This window comes from Pseudomonas frederiksbergensis, assembly GCF_000802155.2.
GTDB classification, from domain to species: Bacteria; Pseudomonadota; Gammaproteobacteria; order Pseudomonadales; family Pseudomonadaceae; genus Aquipseudomonas; species Aquipseudomonas frederiksbergensis_A.
Window position 1 is genome coordinate 357,959 of sequence record NZ_JQGJ02000005.1, and the last position, 18,023, is coordinate 375,981.

Below are 18,023 nucleotides of genomic sequence, written 5' to 3' on the forward strand. Positions count from 1 at the left end.
GCCCTCGGTCGGCACATCGTTACAGGTGCCGACCGAGACCTGAGATTAATCCAACACGCGTAGCAAAGCTGCTTCAAGAATGGTCAGTGCTTCGTCGATCTGGCTTTCTTCGGTAACCAGGGGCGCCAAGAAACGCAGGACATTTCGGTACACCCCGCATTTGATCACCAACAGCCCGCCTACCCGGGCCTGGTCGATCAGTCGTTGGGTGAGTTCGGCGTCGGGGCTGCGGGCCTCATCGTCCTTGATCAATTCGATGGCGAGCATGAAGCCGGTGCCGCGTACGTCACCGATACGTGGGTGACGTGCTTGCAAGCGCAGCAGGCCCTGACGCAGCCGCTCGCCCAATGCCCTGCCGCGCTCGAGTAGCTGTTCCTGTTCGTAAGCTTCGATCACCGCCAACGCGGCTGCACAGGCCAAGGCGTTACCGCCATAGGTGCCGCCGAGGCCACCGGGCAAGGGCGCGTCCATGATGTGCGCACGTCCCACTACGCCGGAAATGGGCAAACCACCGGCCAGGCTCTTGGCGACGGTGACCAGGTCTGGCTGGATTCCGGCGTGCTGGAAACCGAACCATTTGCCGGTACGGCCGAACCCGGTCTGGATCTCATCGAGAATGAGCACGATGCCGTGTTGCTCGGTCAAGGCCCGCAGCGCCTGGAGAAATTCCGGTGGCGCGGACAAGAAGCCGCCGTCGCCCTGCACCGGCTCGATGATGATCGCCGCGACGCGATCCGGAGCGACTTGGGTCGCCAGCAATTCGTTCAGCGCCTGCAACGCCATCTCGCTGCTGAAACCGCGATAGGCATTCGGGTAGGGAGTATGGAAGACCTCAGGCGCGAGGGGACCGAAATTCTGCTTGTAGGGCTGGCTCATGCCCGTCAGCGTCGTACCCAGCAAGGTACGCCCATGGAAACCGCCACGGAAGGAAATGATGGCGGGACGATTGGTGTGGGCGCGGGCGATCTTCACCGCGTTCTCCACTGCCTCCGCGCCGGACGTGAACAGCGCCGCCTTATAGGCTTGCTCGCCACCCACGAGTTCGCACAAACGCTTGACCAGGTCGAGATAGGGCTTGTAGGCCACCACCTGGAAGCAAGCGTGGCTGACCTTTTGCAGTTGGGCCTGCACCGCCGCGACCACCTTCGGATGATTGTGCCCGATATTCAAGACGCCAATGCCGCCGACGAAGTCCAGATAGCGCGTCCCGTCCACGTCCCACACTTCGGACCCCTGGGCCCGGTCGATGACCAGCGGATGTGCGGTGACCAAACCCCGTGGCACGAATTGATCGCGTTGACGGAGCAAGCTTGGGGTTTCTTCGACTTTACTGTTCATGGCATCTCCCACAGTGAACCAGGCAACCGGGGAACGGTTGCGATGTGTTCCACAGGTTAAGCGTTCGACGCAATTGTCTAAGCCGAACTTGGCCTCTGGGAAATTCGGATCGACTGTTTTCACCCCGGCAAACAGCAGATTCCTTCAGCCGGCTCCAGCCCCATGGAATCTGCCGGCAAACGCTCCATACAACGCAGTGTCATGCGATTACACAGGCTCTTTCGATACATCCTGCTTTGCCACTCGGGCATGCTGAATGTTCCCTATCCAGTACGAGAAGTGACCCATGGCCCTGCTTTATAAAGCCGACCCGGTACGCGGTGAACTATGGAAGCGTCTATTCGCCGAGCACGCGCCGGATATCGAATGGCGTGCCTGGCCGGACATCGGCGATCCAAAGGACATTCGCTACCTCGCCGCGTGGCAAGCACCGGACGACGTCGAAGCACTGTTGCCGAACCTCGACGTGCTGTTCGCATTGTCGGCCGGGGTCGACCAGCTTGACCTTGACCGCCTGCCCGCCTCCCTGCCGGTAGTCCGTCTACTCGATCCTGGCATCACCCAGGGCATGTGCGAGTACGCCAGCTTCGCCGTGCTCAGCCTGCACCGGGATATGCTCCGTTATCGCCAGCAACAGCTCGCCCGGTGCTGGCAGGCGCACCTGCTGCAACCAGCGGCCCAGCGTCGGGTCGGTGTCATGGGGCTTGGCATGCAGGCCCAGCAGATCCTGGCCACCCTAAAGACCTTTGGTTTCGCCTTATCCGGCTGGGCACGCAGTGAACACACTATTGTTGGCGTGGATTGCTTCGCCGGTGATGAACAACTCCCGGCGTTCCTTGGCCAATGCGACATCGTGATCTGTGTCTTGCCATTGACCGAGCAGACCCAAGGGATTCTCAACCGCCGGTTGTTCCAACACCTGCCCAAGGGCGCGGCCCTGGTCAACATGGGGCGCGGTGGACACCTGATCGAAGAGGATCTGCTCGAGGCCCTGGCCAGCGGCCAGCTCAGTGCCGCGGTGCTCGACGTCTTGCAACAGGAGCCGGCCGCACCGGATCACCCGTTCTGGCAGCATCCGCAGATAGTGCTGACGCCGCATATCGCGGCGATGACCCAACCTGAAAGTGCCTTTGGCGTGCTGCTGGACAATATCCGTCGGCATCAACGCGGCGAATCGATGCTCGGCCAGATTGATCGCCAGCGACGTTATTGACCCGCGCCGCCCCTGCGTCGATGAAAAGCACCGACGAAAAATCCACTGATATTTGCTGCTGAGCCTGCTGCCGATTTGAGCAATAACTGCGGCGCCTGAAGCCGCAACTTATGCAATCTACCGAATCCAGGTGTGCCCCTTGTCAGGCCTGGCGGTAGGTGAGATACCAACACTTTGAGCGGAGAAATCCGCCCGGTCACGCGCCCTGTCCATGGAGATTTGTCATGTCCAACACGCAACGCCCAGCCTACGTCTATCGCGCCATGACCGCTGCCGATGTGGCGGCGGCCCATGCCTTATCGGTGCAGTTGAAATGGCCTCACCGTTTGGCAGACTGGGCCATGCTGCAGCGTGTTTCCCAGGGATTTGTCGCAGAAGACGAAGGTCGTTTGATTGGCACGGCATTCACTTGCCCGCAAGGGGATTACGCCACGATTGGCCTGGTGATCGTCAGCGATGAGTACCAGGGCCAGGGCATCGGGCGCAGATTGATGGAGCTGGCGCTCCAAGCGTGCGGCTCGCAGACCGCCATGCTCAATGCGACGTTGGCCGGCGCCCCCCTTTATGCCAGCCAGGGATTCGTTGACTTTGGCCATATCCAGCAGCATCAGGGCAACGTATTGCCCCCCGTCCCCACAGACCTGCCATCCGGCGAGCGCCTGCGCCGCCTGACCGACGCGGATCGAAGCGGCTTGATCGCACTCGCCAATGCTGGCAGCGGCCTGGATCGGCATGCCGTGCTCAACGATCTGTTCGACAGTGTCGACGAGGTCATGGGCATCGAGCGCGATGGGCAACTGCGCGGGTTTGCCCTGCTGCGTCCATTCGGTCGTGGTCGTTACATCGGCCCGGTCGTGGCAGAAAATCCAGAGCAGGCCAAGCACTTGATCGCCGTGTTGCTGGCACAAGTGCCGGAGACTTTTGTGCGCATGGATGTACCGTCCGACTGCGGCCTGGGTCCCTGGCTGGAAGCCGCCGGGCTGAAGCAGGTCGACACCGTTGCACAAATGGTTCGCGGGACCCCGCCCCAAGCCAGCGGCGGCGTATACCAATTCGCGCTGGTGACCCAGGCCATCGGCTGACTTCCCTACACCATCCCCTCTCGGAGAAACATCCTCATGCTCGAACCCACTGCCGTGCTGTTGGCCCATGCCAACGGCACTCCCGCATCCACAGTGTTCACCCGCGGCTCACTTGGAGCCAACGATCCGTTCGACAGGCAGATTGCTTATATCGGGACCGATGACATGGCTGCCGGCATCGTCCAGGCGAGCGGACGATTCAGCGTCGATGCCTACCCCTACAGTGAAACGATTGTGGTTCACGCGGGCTGCGTCACCTTGCAGAGCCAGGATCACTCGCTCGAACTCAACCCGGGTGACAGCGCTGTGATTGCCCGCGGTACATCCGTTCGGATCGAGGCGCAACCGGGTTCGTTCTGGGCGTTCTGTGCCGATATCCAGCCTGTTGAAGTGGGCAGCATGGGGCTGACTGCTCTCCCCCCGCACACCCTGCTCTCCCCTTCGACGCCTCCGCCTGAGGAATTTTTGCTGAGCCCGACACCGCAATGTCGCTCCAACAATTTGTTTGTCGAAGACGCGACCAATTTGCGTATCGGGATCTGGGATTCGACACCTTATATCCGTAAGGCGCGGCCACACACAATGCATGAGTTGATGCACTTGCTCGAGGGCAGTGTCGTGCTGCACCTCGCGAATGGGACGGGGCTGGTGGTGAATACTGGCGATACGGTGTTTGTGGCTAAGGGGGCTCCTTGCGCTTGGAAGAGCAGCGTCTACGTGCGCAAGTTTTATGTCTGTAAGTGATCGTGTCGTGGGGCTTTTTTTGGTGTGAATATCCGTTGTTGCGGTAACGGCTGCTTAAGGTTCCGCCCTGACGGCGGAACCCTAAGCCGGCGTTACTCAAATAACCGATATACACACCGTAAAAAGCTCACAAAAGCGCCATGGCAATAGCCTGCCCCACATCCTGAGTCGACCCCTGCCCCCCCAGATCAGGCGTAATCGGCCCCTCGGCAATCACCTGCTCGATGGCCCTGAGAATACCGTCATGGGCCGCGCGGTAGCGCTCATCGCCATTGCCGAGGAAGTCCAGCATCAAGGCACCGGACCAGATCATCGCAATCGGATTAGCGATGTTCCGCCCGTAGATATCCGGCGCCGAACCATGAACCGGTTCAAACAGCGAAGGAAAACGTCGCTCCGGGTCGAGATTGGCCGAAGGAGCGATGCCGATGGTGCCAGCGCAGGCCGGCCCGAGGTCAGACAGGATATCGCCGAACAGATTCGACGCCACGACCACATCGAAACGATCAGGCTGAAGCACAAAACGCGCGCACAGGATATCGATGTGTTGCTTGTCCCAAGTGACGTCCGGGTATTGCTGCGCCATGAGCGCGGTGCGTTCGTCCCAGTACGGCATGCTGATGGAAATGCCGTTGGACTTGGTCGCTGCGGTCAGGCGCTTGCGCGGCCGGGTCTGGGCCAGGTCGAAGGCGAACTTGAGGATCCGGTCCACGCCGCGGCGAGTGAACACCGATTCCTGCAGCACGAACTCATGCTCGGTGCCTTCGAACATCTTGCCGCCAATCGAGGAGTATTCGCCCTCGGTGTTCTCGCGGATCACCACGAAGTCGATGTCCCCGGCTTCGCGCCCGGCCAACGGGCACGGCACACCGGGAAACAGCCGTACCGGGCGAATGTTCACGTACTGGTCGAAGTCCCGGCGAAACTTCAGTAGCGACCCCCAAAGAGAAATGTGATCCGGCACCTTGTCCGGCCAACCCACGGCGCCAAAGTAGATGGCGTCGAAGCCCTTGAGTTGTTCAAACCAGTCGCTGGGCATCATCTGCCCATGCTCCAGGTAGTAATCGCAGTTGGCCCAGTCGAGCACTTCGATGCTCAAATCCAATTGCCACTTCTGCGCGGCCTGCTCCAATACCCGCAGCCCTTGCGGCAAGACTTCCTTGCCAATACCGTCGCCGGCAATCGCGGCGATTCTGAATGGTTTGCTCATCAACCGTGCCTCCTCTGTTCAAACGTTGACCGGATCACAACCCACCCATGTGGAAGGCTTTGACTTCAAGGAATTCATCCAGGCCGTACTTGCTACCTTCGCGCCCCAGGCCCGATTGCTTGATACCGCCAAAGGGTGCGACGTCCATGGAAATAAGCCCGGTATTGAGGCCGATCATGCCGAACTCCAACGCCTCGCAGAACCGCCATGAGCGGCGCAGGTCCTGGGTGAAGAAATACGCGGCCAAGCCATAAGGCGTTGCGTTAGCCAAGGCCAGCGCCTCTTCTTCAGTGCTAAAGCGCATCAGTGGCGCCACCGGACCGAAGGTTTCTTCGTTGGCCAGCAGCATCCCAGCGTGGGTTTCGCCGAGTACGGTCGGCTGGACGAACTGGCTGTCGCCCTGGGGAATCTCACCACAGAGTAGACGCGCGCCTTGGCTCAAGGCCTCGTCGATGTGTCGAGCAACCTTGCTGACCGCCGCCGCATTGATCAGCGGGCCTATGTTTATGCCATCCTTCAGGCCATCGCCGACCTTGAGCTTGCCCACCTCCTCCACCAGGCGCTGGGCGAAGCGCTCGTAGATCCCGTCCTGCACCAGAATCCGGTTGGCGCAGACGCAGGTCTGTCCAGCATTGCGGAATTTGCTGAGCATGATGCCGGTCACCGCCTGCTCCAGGTCGGCGTCGTCGAACACAATGAACGGCGCGTTACCGCCCAGCTCCAGGCTCAAGCGCTTGATGTGTTCGGCGCTCTGGCGCATCAGCAGCCGACCGACCGCGGTGGAACCGGTGAAGGAAAGCTTGCGTACCGTTGGGTTGCCGGTCAGCTCTTCACCAATGCCGACAGGCATGCCGGTGACGACGTTGAACACCCCGGCCGGAATGCCGACCCGCTCGGCCAGCACGGCCAGGGCCAGGGCCGACAGCGGGGTCAGGTCCGACGGCTTGACCACGATCGTGCAGCCGGCGGCCAGGGCTGGCGCGCACTTGCGGGTAATCATCGCGTTGGGGAAGTTCCACGGGGTGATCGCGGCGCAAACGCCGACCGGTTGCTTGAGGGTCAGCAAACGGCGGTCACCGCTGGGGGCCTGGATGGTTTCGCCGTAGACCCGTCGGGCTTCTTCGGCGAACCATTTGACGAAGCTGGCACCGTAGCGAATCTCACCCTGGGCTTCCGTCAGCGGCTTGCCCTGTTCGCAGGTCAGGATCAACGCCAGGTCATCGAGGTTGTCGATCATGGCCTGATACCAGCGATCCAGCAGCGCCGCTCGTTCTGCCGCCGGACGTGCGCGCCAGGCCGGCCACGCACGGTCGGCGGCTTCGACGGCGCGCCGGGTTTCGCTGCCTTGTATTGCCGGTACCCGGGCGAGCACTTCGCCGGTGGCCGGGTTGATGACGTCCAGGGTCGCGGCGTTGTCGGCGCCGACCCACTGACCGTCGATGTAAGCGAGTTCCACCAGCAGGCTGGGGTCTTTCAGGCGATTCTTGAGCATGGCGTGGAGTCCTGTTTTGAGACAGTCTCCAGTCTATTGAGTCGCCATGGATGAGGATGCTGAAAACGCCGGCCCTACAGCCGTGAATGCTGAAAATCAGCCTTCGACGGCAGGCTTTACCGCGGCATGACTAAACGTGCATCGAGCCCAGCAGACCCTGTAGAAAACGCTCGCCAGCGTCCATCTGGCTGATCTCGATGAACTCGTCAGGCTTGTGCGCCTGTTCTATCGAGCCTGGACCGCAGACCACCACCGGCACGTTCAGGCGTTGCTTGAACAACCCGCCCTCGGTGCCGAACGAAACTTTTGTGGTGCCGGTGTCCGGGGCGGCAAAGTTTTTCAGGAAACGCACGGCTTCGACGCTTGGGTGGGTGTCGAGGCCCGGATAGACGTTCAAGGTCTCGATTTCGATGGCGGCCACGCTGGAGAGCTTCTTGGCTTCGCTCACGATCAGTTCGGCCCGCTCGCGCATCTGCTCCAGGAACCCGTCCAGGTCGTCCGCTGGCAAGTTGCGCACTTCGAAATCCAGGGTGCACAGGTTGGGCACGATGTTCAACGCCTTGCCGCCGACAATCTGGCCGACATGCACGGTGCTGTAGGGCACGTCGTAATCGCTGTCCTGCGCGCCCTGCTCTTGCAGTTGCTGCTGGCTCAGGCGCAGCGCGGCGATGAAATCGCAGGCCACGTGTATCGCATTGACCGAACGCGGTGCGAGGGAGGAATGCGCTTCCAGGCCGCGACAGTAGGTGCGGTAGGAACCCTTGCCCTTGTGCCCGAGCACGAACTGCATATTGGTCGGCTCGCCAATGACGCACAGAAACGGCCGAACCGGTGCCAGGTGCAGCACATCGAGCAACCGACGCACCCCCACGCACCCGATCTCTTCGTCATGGGACAGCGCCAGTTGCAATGGTCGGCTCAATGGCTGCTCGCTGGCATCAAGCATGGCGTCGATGGCCAGTGCGATAAAGCCCTTCATGTCGCAACTGCCCCGGCCATAGATCCGCCCGTCCCGCACCGTGGCATCAAACGCCGGGACCGTCCAGGCCTGCCCCGCCGCCGGCACCACGTCGGTATGACCGGACAGGAGAATCCCCGGCACGTCCCGTGGTCCGGTGCTGGCAAACAGATTGGCTTTCTGGCCGCTTTCATCCTGGACGATCAGCGACTCGATGCCCTTGGTCAGCAGCAGATCGCGCACGTACTCGATCAAGGCCATGTTCGATTCCGAAGAAACGGTATCGAAGGCCATCAGCCGTTTGAGAATCTCCAATACCCGGGGTTTCATGAGGCCTTGCTCCGTTGCTCGACTGAAGAGAAGACGCGGTGAATGTCGAACGGCCTGACGAAACACCCGTTCATGCATATGCCGCCACGGTCACGTTGTTGGACTGCTGGGTTTTCATCAACTCGGCACTGTCGTGATGGCAAAGGATCTCGCTGCCGCCGACGATCATCCGCCGCTGCGGCGCGACGCAGTTGCACAAGCCGTCGACCCGCACCGGGCAACGACCGAGGAAGGTGCACAGCCCGGGCACGTTGGCTTTCGGGCCAACGGGCGGCAGCGTCTGGCAAGTCGTTGCCCCGCAGGTTTCCAGCCAGCCCTGGCGCAGTTCCGGTACGGAATGGATCAACAGGTCGGTATACGGATGGAACGGCGCCTCGGCAAAGGATTGGCGGGTACCGGCCTGGACCTTGTGGCCGCTGTACATCACCACGATGTCGTCACACAAGGCGCGCACGGTGGAGATATCGTGGCTGATGAACAGATAAGACACCCCCAGTTGCTGGCGCAGATCGCGCAGCAGTTCGAGAATCGCCGCGCCGACCACGGTATCCAGCGCCGAAGTCACCTCGTCGCAGAGGATCAGGTCCGGCTTCGCCGCCAAGGCCCGGGCCAGGTTGACCCGTTGCTTCTGGCCGCCGGACAGTTCGTTCGGTCGCCGGTCGGCCATCGTGCGCGGCAAACGCACCAGGTCGAGCAATTCGCCGATACGCTCGCGCAACGCCGCGCCCTTGAGGCCGAAATACATCTTCAGCGGACGACTCAGGATGGTGCTGACGCTGTGCATCGGATTGAGGGCGGTGTCGGCATTCTGGAAAACCATTTGAATACGTCGGAACTGCTCCTGGGTGCGCGACGACAGACTGCCGCCCAGGGGTTGGCCATCGAAGGTCAGCCCGCCGAGGGCCGGCACCAACAACCCGGCCACGACCCGTGCCAAGGTCGATTTGCCAGAGCCCGACTCACCAATGACGCCAATGGCCTGGCCTCGGCGAACCGTCAGGTCGATGTCTTCCAACACCCGAATCGCTGGCATGCCTTGGGCATTCTTGTTGCCGTAGCCGGCGGTCAGCCCCTGAATGGTCAGCAGGGGTGTGTCTTGGGCGATGTCGCTCGGCGGACGAATCGTCGTGTCCGGGCGCGCTGCCGCCAACAAGCTGCGGGTGTATTCGTGGGCCGGTCCCTTGAGCAACGGCGCCGTGGCGCTGTGCTCGAAGATTTCGCCGCCATTGAGCACGACGATCTGATCGGCCATCTGCGCCACCACGGCCAGGTCGTGGGAGACATAGACCGCCGTGGCTCCCCGTTCACGAACCACCCGCTTGAAGGCCCGCAACACATCGATCTGGGTCGTCACGTCCAGGGCCGTGGTCGGCTCGTCGAGCACCACCAGCAACGGATCGCTGATCAGCGCCATCGCCGCCATCACCCGTTGCAGTTGCCCGCCGGACACCTGGTGGGGATAGCGCTGGCCGATGTGCTCAGGGTCTGGCAGGGCCAGGTCGCGGAACAGCTCGATGGCCTTGGCCTCAAGCACGGCTCGGCTGCCCAGGTCATGAATCAGGGCGCCCTCCACCACTTGGTCGATCAGTTTTTTCGCCGGGTTGAACGCCGCTGCGGCGCTCTGGGCGATATAGGACACCCGGTTTCCCCGCACTTTCTGCAACTGGCTTTCGCCCAACGCCAGCATGTCGTGCTCGCCGATCTGCACGACCCCGCCCGCCAGCCGACAACCGCGCCGGGCATAACCGAGCAGCGCCAGGGCGATGGTGGTCTTGCCGGAACCGGACTCGCCGATCAACGCCAACACTTCACCCTTTTGCAGGGAAAAACTGACGCCTTTGACGATGTCCACCTCACCACGCTCGCCACAGGCCACCACGCGCAGGTCCTGTACTCGAATCAATTCGCTCATTTCAATGACCTCCCGAACGTCGGCTACGTCGCGACGACAACCGGTCGATGAACAGATTCACGCCGATGGTCAGTGTGCCGATGGCCAGGGCAGGAATCACGATGGCTGGCGCCCCTTGATTGAGGCCTCCGATGTTCTCGCGCACCAGCGAACCCAGGTCGGCATCCGGCGGTTGCACGCCCAACCCGAGGAAACTCATGCCACTGAGCAACAGCACGATGAAACCAAAGCGCAGGCCCAGGTCCGCCAGCACCGGGTTGAGTATGTTCGGCAGGATTTCCACGCAGGCGATGTACAGCCGGCGCTCGCCCCGGGTACGGGCCACTTGCACGTACTCCAGGGCTTCGATATTCACCGCCATGCTGCGGGCGATGCGGAAGGCGCCGGGGGTGTAGCTCAACACCGCCGTGCAGATCAGCAAGGTGACCGAGGAGCCGAAGGCCGAGACCATGATCAGCGCCAGCATTTTGCTGGGGATCGAAATGAACGCGTCCATCAGGCGACTGATCAACTCATCCAGCCACTTTGGCGAGACCACCGACAACAGTGCCAGACTGGTTCCCAAGGTGCTGGACAACACCGCGGCCACCAACGCCAGGCCAACGGTGAAACGCGCGCCGACGAGGATCCGGCTGAGCATGTCGCGGCCCAGGTAATCGGTGCCGAACGGGTACGTCGCGCTGAGGCTGTCGAAGACGTTGTCGGAGACCACCTCCCCCACCGGGTGCGGCGCCAGCCACGGGCCGAACATGGCCACCAGCAACCACATGGCACACATCACGGCGCCGAACAGGCCAAGCCAGGACTTGGCGTGGGCGTCTTTACCCAACCCTAGCGCAACGGCCGCCGTCGGGGACTTCACAATGAGGTTGTTCATTGGTTTCTCAGCCTCGGATTGGAAAGTATCGCGCACAGGTCGGCGATCAATACCAACGCCAGGTACGCCGTGCAGAACAACATGGTGCAGGCCTGGACCAGGGCCATGTCGCGGTTGGTCACGGCATCGACCATGAGGCTGGCGATGCCGGGATAGTTGAAGATCGTTTCGACGATCACCACCCCACCCAACAAGTAGGACAGGCTCAGGGCGATGGCATTGGCGATAGGGCCGATGGCATTGGGCAAGGCATGCCGAAGCACGATGCGGATATTGCTCACACCCTTGAGCCGAGCCATCTCCACGTAAGGGCTGTCGAGCTGATCGATCACCGCCGCCCGGGTCATGCGCGACATTTGCGCGACAATCACACAACACAGCGTCATCACCGGCAATGCGTAGGTGCGCATGAACTGCCAGGGTGAGGTGATTTCACTGGCATAGGACAGCGCCGACAACCAGCCCAGGTTTACCGCGAAAATCAGCACCGCCAAGGTGGCGACCAGGAATTCCGGCACCGCCACCATGGTCAAGGTGAAAAAGCTCAGGAAGCTGTCGATGCGCCCGCCCCGGCCCATGGCCGAGCCGATCCCCAGCGCCAACGCCACGGGCACCGACACCAACGCCGTGGCGGCCGCGAGCATCAACGTGTTGGGGACCCGGCCAGCCATCAGATCGATGACCGGCATGGCGTTGGACATCGACATGCCCAGGTCACCGCTGAGCAGGCTGGTCAGCCAGTGCAGGTATCGCAACACACCGGGTTGGTCCAAACCCATTTTCGTCCGCAGGGCCGCCACTTGTTCTGGCGTGGCGAACTGCCCCAGCGCCTGTTGCGCCGCGTCTCCCGGCAGCACCGCCGTGATGGCGAAGACCACCATGGAGACAATCAACAAGGTCACGACCGCCGCCCCCAGGCGGCGGCCAATCAACCAGAGTGTGTTGCTATTCATCATCCGACCCTCACGCAATATGGCCCAAACCCGACGTTCATCAGGCGTCCAGCCAGACTTGCTCGGCAAACATGTAGCCCATGAAACCGCCCAGGGGGTTGGCGCCATAACCCTTGACCCGCTGATCGGCACCATCGATGTTGCTGATGAACACCGGTACGCCAATACCGCAGTGCTCATGCACCAGCACTTGCATGTCGCCGTACATCTTGCCGCGCTTGGCCTCATCGGTTTCACCGCGGGCCTGTACCAACAGTTGGTCGAACTGTTCGTTTTTCCAGCCGGATTCATTCCACGGCGCACTCGACTGGAAGAACTGCGAGAACAGCATGTCGGCATTCGGTCGGGGGTTGATGTTGCCAAAGCTCAGCGGGTGCTTGGCCCAGTGGTTGGACCAATAGCCATCGCTCGGCAGGCGGTTGACGTTGAGCTTGAGCCCGGCCTCTTTGGCGGACTGCTGCAGCAACACCGCGATGTCCACCGAACCGGTCGCCGCCGGCGAGCACATCATCGGCATGCTGATGTCTGCCATGCCGGCTTTCTTGAGCAGGAACTTGGCCTGTTCCGGATCATAGGCCCGTTGTGGCAATTCAGCGTTGTGGAAGCGCGCCCCGGGTGCGATCGGATGATCGTTGCCGACCCTGGCGTAACCCCGGAAGATCGCCGACTTGATCTGTTCGCGATCCAGCAGCAGCTTCATGGCCTGGGTGAATTCCGGGCTTTTGCCGGGCATCTGGTCCTGACGAATGATCAAGTCAGTGTAGTTGCCCGACGGCGAGTCAATGACCCGGTGCTTGGCGCTGGCCTTGATACGGTTCGTCGAACGCGGGTTGACCTCGTTGACGATGTGCACGTCCCCCGATAACAGGGCGTTGATCCGTGACGATTCGTCGGCGATGCCGATGAATTCGATTTCGTCCAGGTACGGCAAGCCGGGCTTCCAGTAATTGGTATTGCGCACGCCAATGGAACGCACCCCAGGCTTGAACTCCTTGACCTTGAACGGCCCGGTACCGATGCCCTGGCTGAAATCGCTGGTGCCTTCGGGAACGATCAGCATGTGCGAGACGGCAAGCACCGACGGCAATTCAGCGTTGGGGCCGCTCAACTGTATCTGCACTTCGTGGGTGCCGACGGCTTTGACGTCGGCGAACTGCGACGCCAGCGGCAAGACCTTGGAGCCGGTGATCGGGTCCTTGTGCCGCAACAACGAAAACACCACGTCGGCGGCGGTCAGTGCCTTGCCATTGTGAAAGGTCACTTCCTTGCGCAGGCTGATCACCCAGAGCGTGGCGTCGGTGGTTTCGATACGCTCGGCCAGTTCCAGTTGCGGCACCATGTGGCTGTCAAAACGGGTCAGCCCGTTATAGAACATGTAGTGGCGCACATAGTCGGTGGACGACGAACCTTTGGCCGGGTCCAGGGTGTCGGCGGTGGAACTGGTCGAGCCCGCGACACGAATGCGACCGCCAGGCTTGCCTTTGCCTGCGCTGGCGACCTCTTCATCGGCGAACAACTTGCCGGCGGTACCGAACAGGCTACCCGCGCCTGCCACCGCCACCCCGGCCAATCCGAGCATTTGCAATGCATTGCGGCGTGACATGCCGCGATTGAGCCCTTCGAAGATGCGCAGACTTTCCGTACCTGTTATCAGCTGGGTGTCGATACTGTTTTTTTTGTCAGTCATGTCAGTTCTACCTTTCGGAAGTGATAAGGCTCGATGGCTCGCGATTAATGCAATGTGTTGAAACCTGAAGCGTCCCCCGCAACTCAATGCAAATAGTCTTGAAGGCGGTAATACGCACCGACCAGAGGCAAGAACCAGGGTTTGCCAAAATGTCCGGGGATGGCCGGCCAATCGAGTTCGCGCCAAGGGTTGGCCTCGACCTTGCCAGCCATGACGTCGGCCATGACTTGCCCCATGTGCACCGACATCTGCACGCCATGGCCGCTGTAGCCCATGGAGTGATAAATGCCGCCGTGCTGGCCGGCCCGGGGCAAGCGATCGGAGGTCATGTCTACCAGTCCACCCCAGCAATAATCGACCTTCACGTGAGCCAACTGCGGGAACATCTGCACCATCGCCGCGTGCAGGACCTTGCCGCTCTTGGCATCAGACACGCTGTCAGACATGGCAAACCGCGCACGCCCGCCAAACAGCAGGCGGTTGTCCGGCGTCAGGCGAAAGTAATTACCGATCATGCGGCTGGTCACATAGGACCGGTGTGCCGGCAGCAAACTGTCGACCAGTGCCTGGGGCAGCACTTCGGTGGCGATCACGAAACTGCCCACCGGCACGATCCGCCGCCGATACCAGCCCAACCCACCCTGCTGAGAGGTGCCAGTGGCCAGCAGGACCTGCGTAGCCTGGAGCGAACCCTTGGTGGTATTGATCCGATAGCCGCCAGCGCTGGCTTTCCAGTCCGTGACGGACACGCCTTGGAAGATCAACGCACCATGACGGGCTGCGGCCTCGGCCAACCCGATCCCGAAGCGCCCGACGTGCATCTGCACGCCGTTGCGCTGCAGCAAGCCGCCATGGAACTGGGCCGAATTGACTTCAGCGCGAGTCTCTTGCGCCGATAGCAACTCGACTTCGGCATCGACCTCCCGCCGAATCAATTCGCAGGTGCGCGCCAAACCTTCGTAATGCATGGGCTTGGCCGCCAGCTTGAGCTTGCCATTGCGCGTGAAGTCGCAGGCAATCTGCTCCTGCTCCACCAGCGAGACGACGCTCTGCACGGCGCTTTCATAGGCCTGGTAATAGGCGCGTGCTTTATCGGCGCCGAGGCTGGCACTCAGTGCCGCGTAATCCTGGGCAACGCCGGTATTGCATTGGCCGCCATTGCGCCCCGACGCTTCGCCAATCACCCGCCCGCCTTCCAGCACCGCCACATTGGCGCCCTTCAAGGCCAGCGCCCGGGCCGCAGCCAGGCCCGTGAAACCACCCCCGACGATCGCCACATCGACCTGCCCGGGCAACGCACCGAGCTGGGCACCGGTAAACTGCGGTGCGGTGTCGAGCCAGTAAGACTCACTGCCCATGTCTAACCCCTTATGCCTTGAAGAGTGCCCAGAGACTCAGAGACCGACCAGACCGGCCAAACCGCCGATGTCCGGGATCTGGTGGTAGCTGTAGCCAGCGTTTCCAGGCAGTTCATGACCGCGGGCAACGAAAGCTTTGTTTTTGATTTTCATGTCGTCGGCCGGCATCAGGTCATAACGGAAGCTCGAGGACACGTGCAGGACATCCTCCGGCCCGCAGCCGAGGTTATCGAGCATGAACTCGAAGGCGGCCAGGCGCGGCTTGTAGGCTTGGGCTTGTTGAGCCGTGAAGACTTTATGGAAAGGCGCGCCGAGCTTGTCGACGTTGGACATGATCTGCTCGTCCATCGCGTTGGAGAAAATCACCAGGGGAATCTTGTCGGCGATTTTCGACAGGCCGGCCGGTACGTCGGCATGGGGACCCCAAGTTGGTACGGCATCGTAGTAGAGCTGGCCTTCGCCTTTGTACTCGACACCCCAGCGCTTGCAGACCCGGGCCAAGGCAGTCTTGAGGATTTCATCATACGGCCGCCAGTCACCCATGACCTGGTCCAGGCGATAGGCCGAGAAATCCTTGACGAACTGGTCCATCTGCTCAGCAGGGACTCGATCGGCGAACAGCTCGCGCGTCATGGTTCCCATCTGAAAGTTGGTCAACGTGCCGTAGCAGTCAAAGGTAATGAACTTGGGGCGAAGGAAGCTCATGAGTGCAGTCCTGAGTGATGGTTGAGGTCATGAGGGGCAAGCAGTTGCGCCGTTTCGCAAGGCTGGGTGCAACGCTGCATCACGGATTTATTACAGCATCATGAGACCGTGCATAAACGGTTAAAAGTATAGGTCGCTTGGCACAAACCACCGTTTTTCGGGGCCTGCTCAGCAGACTGTGCGGGATGCGCCAAGCGTGGGCATTTACGCCGTTTCCAAGGGTTTTGCGGACGTTTATGGTGCGCAAAAACCAGTCGAAACGCTGCGTGCGGCAGAATCTACGCCTGCGTGACACCTGCAATAACAAGAACGGGCGCATCCCCGGAGGATGCGCCCGTTCATTGTTGGGTGGGTTGGATTTCCTGTGCCGTCAGAACTCCGCGACCTTGCCCCAGGCAGAAGATTGAAAGCGGTCCGGGTGATAGGGGCGCGGATCAACCAGTGGGGTCATGTCACAGACAATGTCGGCGATCAAGTGTCCCGCACCAGGACCAATGCCGAATCCATGACCACTGAACCCCGCCGCCAGGACCAGGCCAGGGAGGCTCGCCATCTCGCCGATGCCCGGGACGCCGTCAGGCGTGCTGTCCACATAGCCTGCCCAGGCCGCGGTGACCGACGACGCCTTCAGCATCGGGATCAGGTCTACCGCGCGCTTGTAAGTCAATTCAACCGTCGAGGCGTCGGCTTTCGGATCCAGAATGCGCATGCGCTCCATCGGCGTTGGCTGGTCCAACCGCCAGCGGCCCCAACCCTCGTGCCCCGACAGGACGCCTTGCAGGCCGCCGGGTGCAAGCTTGCGCCACCTGCGCTGGAACATCGGCAGGAATTGCGGTGCGAAACGCAGCAGTTGCGGGGTCGGGTCAACGCGCCCTCTGCCACTGATGGCCAGCGTGAAGCCTCCATCAGCGCGACGGGTCATGGAGACTTCATCCGTGTGGATCGCATCCGGGATCTGTGCGGCGCTCTTGGAAACCGCCAGTATCGTCTGGCGAATGGAAGCCTGGGGAAACCGGATGCCGTACTGACGGCAGAAAGAGGATGCCCATGCGCCCCCGGCCAGCACTGCGAGCTTGGTGCGTATGGTGCCCTTTTCGGTGACGACAGCGGACAGGCGGCCACCCTCGGTCTCGACGCCGCGTGCGGCGCAGCCCTGGTGCACCGTGCCGCCCAGCTTGATGATCGCCCGGGCAACCGCCGGCGCGGCACGGGATGGATCTGCCGTACCGTCGGTAGGCGAAAAGACCCCGCCTTTCCATGGCTTGCCGGTCACCCGACCACGTTCGGCGGCCTGCTGCGCCGTCAGCATGTGGGTTTTTACATTGACGGTGCGGGCAAACTCACCCCATTTTGCCCAACCAGCCAGCTCTTTTTCGTTGTTGGTCAGATAGAGCAGGCCGCACCTTCTGAAGCCGGTGTCTTCCCCAGTCTCTGCCGCGAATTGCTCCCACAGATCCAGGCTTTTGGTCGACAACGGCAACTCGCGGGCGTCTCGATTCTGCTGGCGGCACCAGCCCCAGTTTCGACTCGACTGCTCTGCCCCCACGCGCCCCTTTTCCACCAGCGCGACCTTCATGCCGCGCTTGGCCAGGTAGTAAGCCGTGAAGGTTCCGATGATGCCGCCGCCGATCACGACAACGTCAGCGTGTGTCGGAAGTTCAGAATTCGTCTCTACGGAAATTAACGGTGCTGGCATTTTAGGGATGTCCATTGAGGGCCGCGGGCGTTTAGAAAGCGTCTTGTTCAGCCAGTCGCAGGTGCATTGGCCTACACCGAGGATTGCGACCAGGGCAAGCCGCTGCTCCGTTCTGGAAGCATCAGTGCCGTGCTGAATCTTGGTGTTATTACAACACCAAGAAACCGTGCATAAACGGTTAAAAGTATAGGTCGGCTGATACAAACCACCGTTTTTCGGGATGTGTTCAGCAGACTGTGCGGGATGCTTCGGTACCTGGTGCGAGAGACGCAGTTTTGTGTGTATCCGATATTTGGGTGACGGCGCCTGCTCGCGATGACGCCGGAAAACCCAACATTCATGTGAAGCATTGGCACGCAGCGAGTGAATGCCAAGTTAGTCCGGCAGATACGGCAGATTCTCCTTTGCGCCCTTGAAGAACGGCATATTTTCTCTGGGCTGCTTTGTTAGCTTATTGAGCAGACTCGA

General features: G+C 61.3%; 14 protein-coding genes. 3 read left to right on the forward strand and 11 right to left on the reverse strand.

What is annotated here, in order from left to right; translation table 11 throughout:
- Positions 1-45 precede the first annotated feature (45 nt).
- On the reverse strand, positions 46-1,338 hold the full coding sequence (gene gabT, locus JZ00_RS12655) for a 4-aminobutyrate--2-oxoglutarate transaminase (RefSeq protein WP_039589650.1): 1,293 nt from the start codon (positions 1,336-1,338) through the stop codon (positions 46-48).
- A gap of 286 nt (positions 1,339-1,624) precedes the next feature.
- On the opposite strand from gabT, the gene JZ00_RS12660 reads away from it, so the two are divergent.
- From JZ00_RS12660 to JZ00_RS12670, 3 genes are all read left to right on the forward strand, one after another.
- A complete protein-coding gene (locus JZ00_RS12660; RefSeq protein ID WP_039589649.1) occupies positions 1,625-2,551 on the forward strand; it encodes a 2-hydroxyacid dehydrogenase in 927 nt (308 codons plus the stop codon).
- 224 nt (positions 2,552-2,775) lie between these two features.
- Positions 2,776-3,633, forward strand: a complete 858-nt coding sequence (locus JZ00_RS12665; RefSeq protein WP_039589648.1) for a GNAT family N-acetyltransferase — start codon at positions 2,776-2,778, stop codon at positions 3,631-3,633.
- Positions 3,634-3,669: 36 nt separating this feature from the next.
- Entirely contained in the window at positions 3,670-4,377 is a 708-nt protein-coding gene (locus JZ00_RS12670; protein WP_039589647.1) for a cupin domain-containing protein, read from the forward strand.
- Positions 4,378-4,504: 127 nt separating this feature from the next.
- Here JZ00_RS12670 and JZ00_RS12675 read toward each other — a convergent pair whose 3' ends face one another.
- From JZ00_RS12675 to JZ00_RS12720, 10 genes are all read right to left on the reverse strand, one after another.
- The gene (locus JZ00_RS12675) at positions 4,505-5,587 is read right to left on the reverse strand and encodes a tartrate dehydrogenase (protein ID WP_039589646.1); all 1,083 of its coding nucleotides are present in this window, start codon (positions 5,585-5,587) and stop codon (positions 4,505-4,507) included.
- 34 nt (positions 5,588-5,621) lie between these two features.
- The gene (locus JZ00_RS12680; RefSeq protein WP_039589645.1) at positions 5,622-7,079 is read right to left on the reverse strand and encodes an NAD-dependent succinate-semialdehyde dehydrogenase; all 1,458 of its coding nucleotides are present in this window, start codon (positions 7,077-7,079) and stop codon (positions 5,622-5,624) included.
- A gap of 130 nt (positions 7,080-7,209) precedes the next feature.
- Positions 7,210-8,367 carry an acetylornithine deacetylase gene (gene argE / locus JZ00_RS12685; RefSeq protein WP_039589643.1) on the reverse strand — a complete coding sequence of 386 codons (1,158 nt, stop codon included), beginning with the start codon at positions 8,365-8,367 and terminating at the stop codon, positions 7,210-7,212.
- Positions 8,368-8,437: 70 nt separating this feature from the next.
- Complete coding sequence (locus JZ00_RS12690) at positions 8,438-10,279, reverse strand: ABC transporter ATP-binding protein (protein ID WP_039589641.1); 1,842 nt, start codon at positions 10,277-10,279, stop codon at positions 8,438-8,440.
- 1 nt (position 10,280) lies between these two features.
- Positions 10,281-11,156: an ABC transporter permease gene (locus tag JZ00_RS12695; RefSeq protein ID WP_039589639.1), complete on the reverse strand. Its 876-nt coding sequence runs from the start codon at positions 11,154-11,156 to the stop codon at positions 10,281-10,283.
- Positions 11,153-12,109, reverse strand: coding sequence for an ABC transporter permease (locus tag JZ00_RS12700; RefSeq protein ID WP_039590047.1), 957 nt, complete (start codon positions 12,107-12,109; stop codon positions 11,153-11,155). The genes JZ00_RS12695 and JZ00_RS12700 overlap by 4 nt, the downstream gene beginning before the upstream one ends.
- 40 nt (positions 12,110-12,149) lie before the next feature.
- Entirely contained in the window at positions 12,150-13,796 is a 1,647-nt protein-coding gene (locus tag JZ00_RS12705; protein ID WP_039589638.1) for an ABC transporter substrate-binding protein, read from the reverse strand.
- 83 nt (positions 13,797-13,879) lie between these two features.
- Positions 13,880-15,154, reverse strand: coding sequence for an NAD(P)/FAD-dependent oxidoreductase (locus tag JZ00_RS12710; RefSeq protein ID WP_039589636.1), 1,275 nt, complete (start codon positions 15,152-15,154; stop codon positions 13,880-13,882).
- Positions 15,155-15,190: 36 nt separating this feature from the next.
- Positions 15,191-15,859, reverse strand: a complete 669-nt coding sequence (locus JZ00_RS12715; protein ID WP_039589634.1) for a haloacid dehalogenase type II — start codon at positions 15,857-15,859, stop codon at positions 15,191-15,193.
- A gap of 370 nt (positions 15,860-16,229) precedes the next feature.
- Positions 16,230-17,555 carry an NAD(P)/FAD-dependent oxidoreductase gene (locus JZ00_RS12720; protein WP_039589633.1) on the reverse strand — a complete coding sequence of 442 codons (1,326 nt, stop codon included), beginning with the start codon at positions 17,553-17,555 and terminating at the stop codon, positions 16,230-16,232.
- Positions 17,556-18,023: the final 468 nt, after the last annotated feature.

Excerpts from the sequence above, each read along its gene's own strand:
- gabT (WP_039589650.1), bottom strand. The coding sequence starts at position 1,338 with ATGAACAGTAAAGTCGAAGAAACCCCAAGCTTGCTCCGTCAACGCGAT.
- JZ00_RS12660 (WP_039589649.1), top strand. The coding sequence starts at position 1,625 with ATGGCCCTGCTTTATAAAGCCGACCCGGTACGCGGTGAACTATGGAAG.
- JZ00_RS12665 (WP_039589648.1), top strand. The coding sequence starts at position 2,776 with ATGTCCAACACGCAACGCCCAGCCTACGTCTATCGCGCCATGACCGCT.
- JZ00_RS12670 (WP_039589647.1), top strand. The coding sequence starts at position 3,670 with ATGCTCGAACCCACTGCCGTGCTGTTGGCCCATGCCAACGGCACTCCC.
- JZ00_RS12675 (WP_039589646.1), bottom strand. The coding sequence starts at position 5,587 with ATGAGCAAACCATTCAGAATCGCCGCGATTGCCGGCGACGGTATTGGC.
- JZ00_RS12680 (WP_039589645.1), bottom strand. The coding sequence starts at position 7,079 with ATGCTCAAGAATCGCCTGAAAGACCCCAGCCTGCTGGTGGAACTCGCT.
- argE (WP_039589643.1), bottom strand. The coding sequence starts at position 8,367 with ATGAAACCCCGGGTATTGGAGATTCTCAAACGGCTGATGGCCTTCGAT.
- JZ00_RS12690 (WP_039589641.1), bottom strand. The coding sequence starts at position 10,279 with ATGAGCGAATTGATTCGAGTACAGGACCTGCGCGTGGTGGCCTGTGGC.
- JZ00_RS12695 (WP_039589639.1), bottom strand. The coding sequence starts at position 11,156 with ATGAACAACCTCATTGTGAAGTCCCCGACGGCGGCCGTTGCGCTAGGG.
- JZ00_RS12700 (WP_039590047.1), bottom strand. The coding sequence starts at position 12,109 with ATGAATAGCAACACACTCTGGTTGATTGGCCGCCGCCTGGGGGCGGCG.
- JZ00_RS12705 (WP_039589638.1), bottom strand. The coding sequence starts at position 13,796 with ATGACTGACAAAAAAAACAGTATCGACACCCAGCTGATAACAGGTACG.
- JZ00_RS12710 (WP_039589636.1), bottom strand. The coding sequence starts at position 15,154 with ATGGGCAGTGAGTCTTACTGGCTCGACACCGCACCGCAGTTTACCGGT.
- JZ00_RS12715 (WP_039589634.1), bottom strand. The coding sequence starts at position 15,859 with ATGAGCTTCCTTCGCCCCAAGTTCATTACCTTTGACTGCTACGGCACG.
- JZ00_RS12720 (WP_039589633.1), bottom strand. The coding sequence starts at position 17,555 with ATGCCAGCACCGTTAATTTCCGTAGAGACGAATTCTGAACTTCCGACA.